The 13266-nt window shown below is 41.1% G+C and carries 14 protein-coding genes and 1 tRNA gene; 10 read left to right on the top strand and 5 right to left on the bottom strand.

Translation table 11 applies throughout. The features are described from left to right. Window positions 1-33 precede the first annotated feature (33 nt). From H6A27_RS00680 to H6A27_RS00645, 8 genes are all read left to right on the top strand, one after another. Window positions 34-720, top strand: coding sequence for an energy transducer TonB (locus H6A27_RS00680; RefSeq protein ID WP_204404383.1), 687 nt, complete (start codon window positions 34-36; stop codon window positions 718-720). A 68-nt stretch (window positions 721-788) separates the two neighbouring features. Further along, window positions 789-1772 (top strand): polyprenyl synthetase family protein, encoded by a 984-nt coding sequence (locus H6A27_RS00675; RefSeq protein ID WP_204507320.1) that lies wholly within the window; start codon window positions 789-791, stop codon window positions 1770-1772. Continuing rightward, window positions 1769-2548, top strand: coding sequence for a TatD family hydrolase (locus tag H6A27_RS00670; RefSeq protein ID WP_204507319.1), 780 nt, complete (start codon window positions 1769-1771; stop codon window positions 2546-2548). The genes H6A27_RS00675 and H6A27_RS00670 overlap by 4 nt, the downstream gene beginning before the upstream one ends. 159 nt (window positions 2549-2707) lie before the next feature. Beyond that, a tRNA-Ser gene (locus H6A27_RS00665) sits at window positions 2708-2795 on the top strand. An 80-nt stretch (window positions 2796-2875) separates the two neighbouring features. Continuing rightward, complete coding sequence (locus tag H6A27_RS00660) at window positions 2876-3631, top strand: MotA/TolQ/ExbB proton channel family protein (protein ID WP_154043203.1); 756 nt, start codon at window positions 2876-2878, stop codon at window positions 3629-3631. A gap of 8 nt (window positions 3632-3639) precedes the next feature. Beyond that, the gene (locus tag H6A27_RS00655) at window positions 3640-4107 is read left to right on the top strand and encodes a hypothetical protein (RefSeq protein WP_204404377.1); all 468 of its coding nucleotides are present in this window, start codon (window positions 3640-3642) and stop codon (window positions 4105-4107) included. Between the two features lie 30 nt (window positions 4108-4137). Beyond that, on the top strand, window positions 4138-4728 hold the full coding sequence (locus H6A27_RS00650) for an ExbD/TolR family protein (protein WP_204404375.1): 591 nt from the start codon (window positions 4138-4140) through the stop codon (window positions 4726-4728). A 2-nt stretch (window positions 4729-4730) separates the two neighbouring features. After that, window positions 4731-5195 carry an ExbD/TolR family protein gene (locus tag H6A27_RS00645; protein ID WP_204404373.1) on the top strand — a complete coding sequence of 155 codons (465 nt, stop codon included), beginning with the start codon at window positions 4731-4733 and terminating at the stop codon, window positions 5193-5195. Between the two features lie 61 nt (window positions 5196-5256). Here the strand turns inward: H6A27_RS00645 and H6A27_RS00640 are convergent, their stop codons facing one another. Continuing rightward, window positions 5257-5787, bottom strand: coding sequence for a GNAT family N-acetyltransferase (locus tag H6A27_RS00640; RefSeq protein WP_204507318.1), 531 nt, complete (start codon window positions 5785-5787; stop codon window positions 5257-5259). Between the two features lie 18 nt (window positions 5788-5805). Continuing rightward, complete coding sequence (locus H6A27_RS00635) at window positions 5806-7095, bottom strand: M64 family metallopeptidase (protein ID WP_204507317.1); 1290 nt, start codon at window positions 7093-7095, stop codon at window positions 5806-5808. Window positions 7096-7241: 146 nt separating this feature from the next. Between H6A27_RS00635 and H6A27_RS00630 the strand changes: the two genes are divergently transcribed. Beyond that, a complete protein-coding gene (locus tag H6A27_RS00630; RefSeq protein WP_204507316.1) occupies window positions 7242-7721 on the top strand; it encodes an Lrp/AsnC family transcriptional regulator in 480 nt (159 codons plus the stop codon). Window positions 7722-7724: 3 nt separating this feature from the next. Here H6A27_RS00630 and H6A27_RS00625 read toward each other — a convergent pair whose 3' ends face one another. Both H6A27_RS00625 and H6A27_RS00620 read right to left on the bottom strand, forming a co-directional pair. Next, window positions 7725-8213 (bottom strand): dihydrofolate reductase, encoded by a 489-nt coding sequence (locus H6A27_RS00625; RefSeq protein ID WP_204507315.1) that lies wholly within the window; start codon window positions 8211-8213, stop codon window positions 7725-7727. Between the two features lie 23 nt (window positions 8214-8236). Then, on the bottom strand, window positions 8237-9031 hold the full coding sequence (locus H6A27_RS00620) for a thymidylate synthase (RefSeq protein WP_204390518.1): 795 nt from the start codon (window positions 9029-9031) through the stop codon (window positions 8237-8239). A 146-nt stretch (window positions 9032-9177) separates the two neighbouring features. On the opposite strand from H6A27_RS00620, the gene H6A27_RS00615 reads away from it, so the two are divergent. Then, complete coding sequence (locus tag H6A27_RS00615) at window positions 9178-10611, top strand: methyltransferase RsmF C-terminal domain-like protein (protein WP_204507314.1); 1434 nt, start codon at window positions 9178-9180, stop codon at window positions 10609-10611. Here H6A27_RS00615 and H6A27_RS00610 read toward each other — a convergent pair. After that, a complete protein-coding gene (locus tag H6A27_RS00610; protein WP_204507313.1) occupies window positions 10595-12742 on the bottom strand; it encodes a DNA topoisomerase 3 in 2148 nt (715 codons plus the stop codon). The genes H6A27_RS00615 and H6A27_RS00610 overlap by 17 nt on opposite strands. Window positions 12743-13266 lie beyond the last annotated feature (524 nt).

Below are 13266 nucleotides of genomic sequence, written 5' to 3'. Positions count from 1 at the left end.
CCAGAGAATTATTAACCAATTAACAAAAACTTTATGGAAGTTAAAAAATCGCCCAAAGCAGACCTCGAAGGTAAGAAATCCACGTGGATGCTGATTGGTTACGTGCTGATATTGGCAGCAGTGTTTGTGGCTTTCGAATGGACAGAACGCGACAAACAGGTGACTACCGATACTGGTGTCGTTGAACCGATTTTTGAGGAAGAAATGATTCCTATTACAGAAGAGCCGGAGCAAAAGCAAGCACCTCCTCCACCAGAAGCTCCGAAAGTAGAAGAAGTAATTCAGATTGCAGAAAACGATGCGGATGTAGAAGAAACTACTATCAAATCAAGTGAAGATGACAATACAGCCGTAGAAATCAAGTACATCGAGCCTGTAGTTGAAGAAGAAGAGCCCGTTGAAGAAGAAATCTTCATGGTTGTAGAACAGATGCCTGAATTCCCAGGTGGTATGGCAGAATTGATGAAATTCCTCAGCAAGAACATCAAGTATCCTACAATCGCACAGGAAAACGGTATTCAGGGACGTGTAATCGTTCAGTTTGTCGTTAATCAGGACGGTTCTATCGTTGACCCTGTAGTTATGCGCTCTGTCGATCCATATCTTGACAAGGAAGCTCTTCGAGTTATCAGCACCATGCCAAAATGGAAACCAGGTATGCAGCGTGGTAAAGCTGTACGTGTAAAATACACAGTGCCTGTAACATTCAGATTGCAGTAATAACTTTATAACATTAAAAAGGCTGTCCGGAAAAGGGCAGCCTTTTTGTTTATCCTCAAACGTATCTTATGAAGCAGTATCAAGACAAACACATATTAGAGCAAATACAGGAGTACATCGGAAAACTTGGATATACTCACGAACCTGAAAATCTATACAAACCTATAGAATATGTATTAGGACTTGGAGGAAAACGTATCAGACCTGTATTGATGTTGATGGCATACAATCTGTACAAAGACGACTTGGAAACCATCTTCAAGCAAGCGGCAGCAATAGAAACTTATCATAACTTCACCTTGTTGCACGACGACCTTATGGACAATGCCGACATGAGAAGAAACAGACCTACTGTACACAAGAAGTGGGATAAAAACACTGCAATCCTGTCAGGTGATGCCATGCTGATATTATCATACAAACTCATGATGGAATCATGCCCGCCAGAACACATCACAGAAGTAATGACGACATTCAGCAAAGCCGCACTCGAAGTATGCGACGGTCAGCAATGGGATATGGAATTCGAAAAACGCAACGACGTTTCTGTTAATGAATACATGAATATGATTTGCCTGAAGACTTCTGTCCTACTTGCCGCTTCACTAAAAATAGGGGCTATACTTGGAGGAGCTACAAAGGAAGACGCAGACAGGCTATATAATTTCGGCATTAAAATGGGGCTGGCATTCCAGTTACAGGACGACTACCTCGACGTATATGCCGACTCGTCAGTTTTCGGAAAAAACATTGGAGGAGACATCTGCTCTAACAAAAAAACATTCATGCTTATCACAGCTTTAAACAAAGCCGGAGAGAAAGACAAAGCCGAGTTACAAAAATGGATTGACGCAGAGTCATTCGACTCCACAGAAAAAATCAAAGCCGTTACACAAATATATAATAACGTAGGTGTTCCTGCAATATGTATGGAAAAAATCAACTCACTATACTCCGAAGGCTTGAATATACTCAACGAGGTATCAGTTGACGATAACCTGAAAAACAATTTAAGAGATTTCACTGCAAAACTAATGAACAGAGTGTTATGACGGGACTTATAGATACACATACACACATTTTTTGCGAAGAATTCGACGAGGACAGGGATTTAGCAATAATCAGAGCCAAAGAGGCCGGAGTCACAAGACTGTTTATGCCTAATATAGACGATACAACCATTGACGCGCTTTTGAAACTATGCGATTCGAAAAGCAATTGCTATCCACTGATGGGATTCCATCCTACATCTGTTGATTCCAACTGGGGAAGCAGACTTGCCACAGTAGAAAAAGTATTGCGTTCAGGTAAAAAGTTCTATGGTATTGGCGAAGTCGGATTAGACTTATACTGGGATCAGACATACAAGGAAGAGCAAATAAAAGTATTCATAATCCAACTTGAATGGGCTTTGGAGCTCAATCTTCCACTTATCATACATTGCAGAAACGCACAAGCAGAGTTACTCAAAGCAATGCAACCATATAAGAACAGTAATCTTAGAGGTATATTCCACAGCTTCGGAGGATCACTCGAAGATGCGTTAAGCATGCTTGAGTTCAAGAATTTTATGCTTGGAATAAACGGTATAGTAACTTTCAAGAAAAGTACTCTACCTGACACTATAGCCAAACTTCCATTAGAAAGACTTGTTCTGGAGACAGACTCTCCATATCTTGCCCCTATACCCTACAGAGGAAAAAGGAATGAAAGCGCTTATCTTGTATCAATCGCTGAAAAATTGGCAACAATATACGACACTACACTCGATGAGATTGCATCGTTCACAACAGCCAATGCATTAAAAGTCTTCCAAAATGCCGACTAAACCCTTTAAATAATATTAATTTTAAGGATAATCGAAAACTTTTTCGTCATTTAGGCTATGTAAGAAAAAAAAAAAGAATACATTTGTGACTGAAAAAGGACAAATGAGTACCGATTACGGATATTATTAAATATGTAAGAAGGGAAAAACAGGTGCTGAGGAGAGGTGCTCGAGTGGTTGAAGAGGCACGCCTGGAAAGCGTGTATACGCCAAAAGCGTATCACGGGTTCGAATCCCGTTCTCTCCGCTATATCTAATTGAGAATAAATACAAATAAGAATAAACAATAAACTATTAATTAATTAATCTTAAAAAATTAGACACACAATGAAAAAGTTATTTGCAATTCTTGCAGTAATGGGAGTTCTCTCATTCGGAATGACTCAGTCTGTTATCGCACAGGACGCTCCTGCGGCAACTGAAACAGTAGTAGTTGAAGAAGGTGGTATGCACAAAGAACTTAAAACTAAGTTCATCGAAGGTGACGCTGGTTTCATGTCTTTGGTTGCTATCGCATTGGTACTTGGTTTGGCTTTCTGTATCGAACGTATCATTTACTTGAGCCTTGCTGAAGTTGACACTAAGAAATTGATGGCAAAACTTGAAGAAGCTTTGGAAAAAGGTGATGTAGAAGGTGCAAAAACTATCTGCCGTAACACTCGCGGACCTGTTGCCTCTATCTGCTATCAGGGATTGATGAGAGTTGACGAAGGTTTGGATGTTGTTGAACGTTCTGTAGTTTCTTACGGTGGTGTTCAGGCTGGTTACCTTGAAAAAGGATGCTCTTGGATTACATTGTTTATCGCGATGGCTCCGTCACTCGGATTCTTGGGTACTGTGATTGGTATGGTCATGGCGTTCGACCAAATCCAGATGGCAGGTGATATTTCTCCGACAGTCGTAGCAGGTGGTATGAAAGTGGCCTTGATTACTACTATCTTCGGTCTTATCGTAGCTTTGATTCTTCAAACTTTCTACAACTACATCTTGTCTAAGATTGAAGCTATCACAAGCCAGATGGAAGACTCTTCAATCACTTTGCTTGATATGATTATGAAGTACAACTTGAAATACAAAAAATAATAAGAACGATGACTAAATTATCATATAAAGTATCTTACTACGTATTCTATGTCTGCGTAGCACTTATCTTGGTGGTACTTGGCATGTTCTACGGTGTAGGATACAGCGAAACAAACGCAGCAGGTTTGACAGAACCTGCCAATACTCCGGCTTTGATGTATTTAATGTACGGATTGTTTGCATTATGCGTGGCTGTGACTATCATAGCAGCGGTTATCCAATTCGGTGCCGCACTAAAGGATGACCCAAAAGCTGCATTGAAATCATTCTTGGGATTTATTCTTTTGGTAGTTCTACTGATCGTAACTTATAATATGGGTTCTGACGAAACCGTAGTTTTAGGTGGTGGCGTAACCTATGACAATAAGTTCTTGATTAAGGTTACTGATATGTTCTTGTATTCAACCTATGTACTGCTCGTAATAGCAGCAATAGGTACTTTGCTGAATTTATTAGGCGTATTCAAGAAAAGATAAAGTTTTAATTTTATTGTAAGATAAAAAGATATGGCAAAAACAAAAAGAAAAGTGCCAGGAATCAATGCAAGTTCCACGGCCGATATTTCTTTTATGTTGCTTATTTTCTTCCTTATAACGACATCAATGGACACCGACCGTGGTTTGGCAAGGCGTCTGCCCCCACCACCGGAAAGTGAAGAACAAAAAAATGACATTATCATTAAGGAAAGAAACATTCTCCAGGTTAAAATTAACAAAGATGACAATTTGATGGTTAACGGAGAAATTGGTTTTGACATAAGACAACTTAAAGACAAAGCAAAAGAATTCATTGCCAATCCGAATGATGACCCTAATATGCCGGAAAAGCATAGAAAGAATCTACCATTCTTTGGCGATGTTATGATAACTGAAAAGCATGTAATTTCTGTACAGAACGACGTTGGTACAAGCTATGATGTTTATATCCAGGTTCAGAACGAATTGGTAGCTGCTTATAATGAATTGCGTAACGAATTAGCGATGTCACAATTCGGCAAATCATTTGCAGACTGTTCAGAAGAACAAAAAGAAGCTATCATAGATTACTATCCACAGAAGATATCTGAAGCAGAACCTAAAAAATATGGAGGAAAATAATAATGGGAAAGTTTAATAAAACAGGTAAGCGAGAAATGCCGGAGTTGAATACTTCGTCTCTGCCTGACCTTATTTTTACCATTTTGTTCTTCTTCATGATTGTGACTACTCTTCGTGAGGTTACATTAAAGGTTCAATTTAGGGTTCCACAGGCAACAGAATTGGAAAAGCTTGAAAAGAAGTCATTGGTTTCCTTCATCTACATAGGCAAACCGTTACCTGAGTTCCAAAAGAAAATGGGTACTACAGACCGTATCCAGCTGAACGATAAATTCGCTGAATCAAACGAAGTTCAGGATTATATCTATCAGGAACGTGAAAACATGAAAGAAGAGGACAAACCTTTTATGACAGTATCACTGAAAGTTGACGCAAAAACTAAGATGGGTATTGTACAGGAGGTTAAACAAGCACTTCGTCAAGCATACGCTTTGAAAATTAACTATTCTGCAACACAACGTCAGTAATAGTATTAAAGATAAAAAAGAGTTACTCAATCGAGTAACTCTTTTTTTTATACCTATAAGTTTATACCAAATAAACATTCTTATATATTTCGGATGTTATAGTGTCGAACATCCCATCAATTGAATCTGTTCCGGAAAACATGATGTACATTGGAATAGGACTACCTGATTTCCTATACGGCGGCTGCATGTATGGCTTTTCACAAAGAGTAAAACCGTTTCTTTCATAAAAACCAATACGACGCTTACATAACTCATCTTCGGGAAGCTCAACTTCAAGAACTATTTTGGAATCAGGAAAATTATTCAATAATGCCTGCATAATCATCTTTCCATATCCTTTGTTTCTAACACTGGGCGAAGTGGCAAGATGTTCTACATAAAGGAACCCTGACAGCATCCATAATGTAATAAGACCTATATTTTCAGCATCATCAGTAATCAGATATGCAGTAAACAAAGGATTATTGTCTGTATTATACCTCTGCATATCATCATCTCTTCTTTCTTCTTCCGGAAATGATTCATGCAATAAATTTTCTACAAAAGCATACGACACATCAGTTGTCTTAACTGGATTAAATTTAATCATAATGAATATATTAATTGATTATTTTTCTGTATAAAAATCTATTAACCGTTGTAGTGCTCTTTGGCAGACTGGGCAAAAGGCTTTTGCTTCATTTGTCCGCATCCTGCAGTCAGGAACAGGTCTGTAAATACCCTTCATACTATATCCAGCTCCCTCATAAACTCCCAAGGCTTCAGTTGAACTATAATTATCTTTTGTAATCTTGGTTGGAGAAGCAAATCCCTTGGGCAACATATCACTCCATTTACTTACAAAATCAACCAATGTAGTAATATTCTGTTCCCACGGTTCAACATCATACGGATAAAGCGGACTCGGTGCATCTGTATAAGCATATTCATCAGCCAAACCTCCAAAGCTGTGCCCGAACTCATGCACAACCACAGGCTCAAACTTTGAATGATGAGCGGTAGTCAGAGTAAACGAATTATATATTCCTCCTCCACCGTAAGTATCGGTATTAGCCAAAATTATTATATGCTCGTATGGTATACCGGCAAGCAAATCATGTATATCGTTAACATTACTAGAAGTCAGGTATCTGTCGGAATAAAACGTATCAAAATGCGAAGTTACAGCTGTAGATTTCCATACGTTTTCCCTAGGAATACTAACTCCACTGTCAATTGATTCGCTGCCTACAGCAACCACATTAAAATGATTTTTATTCTCTTTAAAAGGAGAATGACTGAAAATTGCATCACAAGCTTTCTGTGCATCACTGTAGAACATTTGCATATCTTCCCTAGAATATCCCTCTGCCATTATTACAACATCAATACAATTTTCAGGCGAACCGCTTTTCAACAAATATTTATGCTCGGTTACGTTGTTATGACCAATCTTTTTAATTAAAATATCATCAGGTCGAACAGTATGTGTAAACGAGGCTGAAACCTCATGTCGGGCATTAAATAGCTCAACTGTTACCAAAGCTTCTTTCTTCGGGAAAGGCATCAGGAACGTATTTTCATGTCCCTTACTTAAATTTTCCGCCTCACTTTCACCCAGCCACTCCTGGAACAGACTGGAAAAAGAAGTCTTGTAAATAACTACACCGGTTTCCTTGTCAACCATAGTCAACTGTCCGTTTCCGGATAGAGGAAGCTTGTCCAGATTATTTCTTCTGCCAGCCCACCCATCCATAGACTTAAGTTCGTCCAGAACAACTGACTGATTTTTTTTATTTCCTGTGAACAAATAGTCAGCCCTAAGTGTTTTATCAGCAAAGAACTCTTCAAAACTTTGGCAATATCCGGAGGTGCACACAGAAAATCCTAAAAAAAGAGATAAAAAAGTTTTTGTCATAATAATTTAAAACTGTTTTTATTTATAATATATAAAAAAATAAAGTATCTATTACAAAGATAATTAAATATAAAACAATTATAAGACATTAGTTAGATATAGTTTGAATAAAAACACTACCTTTGTATAAATTTAAATTTTAAGAAATGGGACATCATCAGTTGGATAGTTTGGATGAACAAATTCTGCGTATGATAGCAGATAATGCTCGAATTCCTTTTTTGGAAGTAGCTCGTGTGTGCAATGTATCTGGTGCCGCAATTCATCAGAGAATTCAGAAACTTACAAATTTAGGCATCTTAAAAGGTTCCGAATTTATAATTGACCCTGAAAAAATCGGATATGAGACATGCGCCTATATCGGTTTGTATTTGAAGGATCCTGAACAGTTTGATACAGTAACAGAAGAATTGAAAAAAATTCCTGAAGTAGTAGAATGCCATTTCACAACAGGACAATATGATATGTTTATAAAGATATATGCAAAGAACAATCACCATCTTCTGAGCATAATCCATGATAAACTCCAGCCTCTCGGCTTGTCGCGCTCCGAAACAATAATATCGTTCCATGAGGCAATCAAACGCCAGATGCCAATAATCGATCTGGCGGATGACGAAGAATAAAAATTATTTTATACGGTCGTAATCGCAAAAGCTATATGAGTAGAGATGCTTTTCATCTGTTGAATGGCATTCTCTACTTTTTTCTTCCCATATATCAAGAGATATTTCAGGAAAGAAAGCATCTGCCTCTTTTTCAGAATCATCTATCTCTGTTATATAAAGACGGTCGGCTATAGGCATTGCTTCCTTATACAGACTGGCACCACCGATAATAAACACCTCTATTTCATCTTTACATGCCTCAAGAGCATCATTCAGACTGTGAAAACACTCTGCACCGGGGAATGTAACATCCTGACTGCTCAGAACAATATTTCGTCTGTTAGGCAGAGCACCCTTGGGAAGAGATTCGAAAGTCTTGCGTCCCATGATTATGGTATGACCTGTAGTCAGAGTCTTGAATCTTTTCAGGTCATTCGGAAGCCAGTACAGAAGTTCGTTCTTATATCCTATACCGTTATTCTTATTTATAGCTACAATAATCGAAATCATAAATATCCTTCAGTTAATAATTATTATACAGAAACCTTACCGGCAATGTGTGGCCAAGGGTCATAGTTCTCAAGCTGGAAATCCTCATACTTGAAACTGAAAATATCCTTTACGTCAGGATTGATTTTCATCACAGGAAGAGGGCGCGGAGTTCTTGTCAGCTGCAGGTCAACCTGTTCCAAATGATTAAGATATATATGAGCGTCACCCAAAGTATGTATGAAATCGCCCGCTTTCAATCCTGTCACCTGTGCCATCATCTGAAGCAGGAGAGCGTACGAAGCTATATTGAACGGCACACCGAGGAATGTATCCGCACTTCTCTGATACATCTGCAGGCTCAAACGTCCGTTAGCCACGTAGAACTGGAAGAACATGTGACACGGAGGCAGATTCATATTATCAAGGTCGGCCACATTCCATGCATTCACGATTATACGTCTTGAATCAGGGTTATTCTTTATCATATTCACAGCTTCCGAAATCTGGTCGATAAACTTACCGTCGTAAGTAGGCCACGAACGCCACTGATAGCCGTATATATGTCCAAGATTACCATCCTCGTCTGCCCACTCATTCCATATTCTAACACCATTTTCCTGAAGATACTTCACGTTTGTATCACCTTTCAGAAACCAGAGAAGTTCGTGAATAATGGATTTAAGATGAAGTTTCTTGGTAGTTACGAGTGGAAAACCATCTTCAAGGTTGAAACGCATCTGATGTCCGAACACGCTGACAGTACCCGTTCCGGTACGGTCGTCTTTCCTTACGCCCTCGGTCTTTATGCGTTGAAGTAAGTCTAAATATTGCTTCATGAATCTTTAAGTTTTTAAGTTTGTAAGTTTTTAAGTTTGTTGGTTTATATGCAAACTTGAAAACTAAACATTTATTTGAGGGCAAAGTTAATCAAAAACATTATGAAAAACATTACCTTTGCAGATATTAATATATACTGAAATATATGAATTTCCCCGTTTCATTTATATCCCGGACATCAGCCCTTATGGGCGAGGAAAACTGTAAAGCCCTCTGCGAAGCGATGCAGAACGATACACCCGTGAGCATACGAATCAACGGAGCAAAGACCGGACAAGTACCGGACGAAGCAAAACTTATCCCCTGGACAACAGACGGATATTACCTTGCCGCACGCCCTACATTCACGTTCGACCCGCTGTTCCATGCCGGCAGCTATTACGTTCAGGAAGCATCATCCATGTTTCTCGAAAGAGCCTTGAGCCAGTATGTAGGATCACCGGTTGTCGCCCTCGACCTGTGTGCGGCTCCCGGAGGCAAGTCCACACTACTCCGCTCCTCACTCCCCGAAGGAAGTCTGCTCATAGCCAACGAAGTGATGCGAAACCGCTCGCAGATACTTGCCGAAAACATAGTAAAATGGGGAAATCCTGAAGTGATAGTAACCAACAACGACCCTTCGGACTTCACACCGCTTGAATCCCTTTTCGATGTGATTCTGACTGACGTACCATGTTCCGGCGAAGGAATGTTCCGAAAAGACGAAGTGGCTGTAGAAGAATGGAGCCCCGCCAACGTAGGACTATGCTGGGAACGCCAGCGCAGAATACTCCGCGATATATGGCCTTGCCTGAAACCAGGAGGACTGCTAATTTACAGCACATGTACATTCAACCGTGAAGAAAACGAAGACAACGTAGCCTGGATAGCAAGCGAACTTGGAGCAGAAGTACTTCCTGTAGAAACAAACGAGGAATGGAACATTACAGGCAACCTTGCCGGATACGACTTCCCGGTCTATCGCTTCCTGCCACACAAAACCATCGGTGAAGGACTCTTCATGGCCGTACTCCGCAAAAACGGAACATCAGACGAAGAATATGATATTCTGTCCGACTGCAATCCTAAAAAGAGCAATAAGAAAAACAACAAGAAGCAGGACAAGAAACAAAACACCCCGACCATAACCAGCGAAATAAAATCATGGATATGCGAAAGCGAAGATTTTGAATTCTCTATCGACGGAACTACAGCAGTGGCAAAATCACAAAGGCTGAACAGCCTGGAAAACCTTCTGAAAGACAAGGGAAACAACATCCGCATACTCCATCGCGGCATCACCCTTGCCGAAAACAAAGGCAAAGACTGGCAGCCTCATCACTCGCTCGCCATGAGCACAAGCCTCAACAGAGAGACTTTCCCAAAGGCAGAACTCACTTACGAACAGGCAATAGCATATCTCAGGAAGGAGGCTGTCACACTCGATGCTTCAGTTCCCAAAGGCTATGTACTCGTGACATACCGCGACACTCCTCTAGGCTTTGTGAAGAACATAGGAAACCGCGCGAACAATCTCTATCCGCAGGAATGGAGAATCCGCAGCGGATATATGCCCGACGAGGTTAGAACGGTTTTCTGAAACCACAACCGTTCTTCCACTCCGAACAACCGTATGCTGTTTTACCCTTTATGATGGTACCCTTACCGCATAAAGGGCAAACCTTCCCGACAATATCATCGCCCACGATTTCCGGTTCAACGGCTTTTTTCTCCACATTCGGAGCAGCTTTCTTGCGCGGAGTCTTTGCAGCAGCCGGTTTCGCAGCCGTATCTTTTCCTGCAGAACCTTTCTTCGCAGCAGCCTTCACGTCCTCCTCCGAAGTAACAGTCACACGGCGGTTACTCGTATCCCTTATCACGCTATATACAATCTCCGTAACCATCTGCTTCAGTTCGCTGATGAATGTAGCGGCATCATAACTTCTCTTCTCTATCTCGCGAAGCTTCTTTTCCCAGATACCAGTCAACTCGGCAGATTTCAGCAGTTCCTCATGAATAAGTTGTATCAGTTCCACCCCCGTAGGAGTAGCTATAAGATTCTTCTTCTCCTTACGGATATATCTTCTTTTGAACAAAGTCTCAATTATGGCGGCACGCGTAGAAGGACGACCTATACCGTTTTCCTTCATCGCATCGCGCAGTTCGTCGTTTTCCACCAGCTTACCGGCAGTTTCCATTGCCCTTAGGAGAGTAGCCTCAGTATATGGGCGTGGCGGCTGAGTCCACTTTTCGAAAAGCGAAGGATAGTGCGGTCCGCTCTCCCCTTTCGTGAATGCTGGCAGAGTCTTTTCCTCGTCATTCTCCTTCGTATCATCCTGCTGTTCCTTTGCGAACACCACTCTCCATCCCTGTTCCAGGATTTGCTTTCCCGTCACCTTGAACTCTATAGAATCCGCCTCGCCTATCACAGTAGTGGTAGAGAACTTACAGTCCGGATAGAACACAGCGATGAAACGCCTTGCAATAAGGTCGTAAACCGTTTTCTCCATATTCGTAAGTTCACGCGGCTGCACGCCCGTAGGAATAATGGCATGGTGGTCCGTAACCTTCGAATTATCGAACACCTTTTTCGATTTTATAAGCGGTTTGCCAGCCAGAGGAGCCGTATATACGGCATAATCCTTCAGTCCCTCAAGAATCTTCGGACACTTGGGATATATATCATCACTCAGGAAAGTAGTATCCACACGCGGATAAGTGGCCACCTTCTTTTCGTAAAGCGACTGTATGAGCTGTAAAGTCATATCGGCAGAATAACCGAATTTCTTGTTACATTCCACCTGGAGCGAAGTAAGGTCGAAAAGTCTTGGCGGTGCCTCAGTTCCTTTCTTCGATGAAATATCGGTGATAGTAAACGGAGCGTTCTTTATGCGTTCCAGCAATTGTTCGCCTGTAGCCTGGTCGATGATAGGCGGAATACCCCTGTTGGCATCCTCCTTTGCAGGAGTTTTCTTTTTCAGCTGCGGATTTTCCTTTTCAGCGGCAGCCTCTTCAGCCAGTTCCTCATCACTCTTGCGCACTATGGCAGAGAACACAGTATCCCTGTACGAAGTCTTCAGCTCCCAGTACTGTTTAGGTACGAAATTCTCTATCTCCTGCTGTCTTTTCACGATAAGAGCCAGCGTAGGAGTCTGCACGCGCCCGATGGACAACACCTGTTTGTTCTGTCCGTATTTCAGAGTATAAAGTCGTGTGGCATTCATTCCGAGCGTCCAGTCGCCTATCGCACGGCTTAGTCCCGCCTCATACAAAGGCTGAAATTCCGACTGGTCCTTCAAGTTTGCAAACCCTTCTCTGATAGCCTCTTCCGTAAGCGACGAAATCCACAGACGCTTCACCGGGCATTTCGCTCCCGCTTTCTGCATCACCCATCGCTGTATCAGTTCACCCTCCTGTCCGGCATCACCGCAGTTTATAATCATATCCGCCTTCTGCATCAACGATTCTATTATCTTGAACTGCTTTTCTATACCGGAGTCGTTTATCAGCTTTATCCCGAAGCGCGGCGGTATCATCGGCAGACTTGCAAGCGACCACGATTTCCACTGCGGAGTATATTCGTGCGGCTCTTTCAGCGTACACAGGTGTCCGAATGTCCATGTCACCTGATAACCGTTTCCTTCTATGAAACCATCCTTCTTATTGTGTGCGCCAAGCACTTCCGCTATGTCTCTCGCCACGCTGGGCTTTTCGGCTATGCAAACTATCATTCTCTGTCAGTATAAGCTTATAAAATCATTAAATGTCATGCAATTTTCGTGATTTTTTCCGATATAACCAAATAAAAGCCGGAATTATGGAATGAGGAGATTGGGTGAAAATTAAATTTTCCAAGGAAATAATCAGGGCAAAAATTGAAAAATCCAAGGAAATAATTAGGCTGATTTTTAAATTTTCCAAAGAAATAATGGATTTGTTTGTAGCGGATATTGGAAGAATCAAAGTAGCAAACAAGACTTTTTTATGATTTCCGACTATACTTATTTTGGTGCTGACTATAGTCAGCAGCATTGCCCACTATAGTCGGCAGCATTGCTGACTACAGTCGGCAGCTCTGCCCACTATAGTCGGCACCAAAAAATGTAGTGTATTTTATGCCTGCTTGTTCGAAATCCATTCAAATACTGTTTAAATACCGTTTAAATGACATAAAAATATAACAAAACACACATTGCTCCTCGCAGTGTGAAGGATGTGAAGGTGATTTGTACTATCATTTTGCAGATATCTGCAA

It is taken from the genome of Bacteroides caecigallinarum (assembly GCF_016902295.1).
GTDB lineage: Bacteria > Bacteroidota > Bacteroidia > Bacteroidales > Bacteroidaceae > Phocaeicola > Phocaeicola caecigallinarum_A.
Note: the sequence above shows the minus strand (reverse complement) of the source record. Positions and strands in the feature narration are given on the sequence as shown.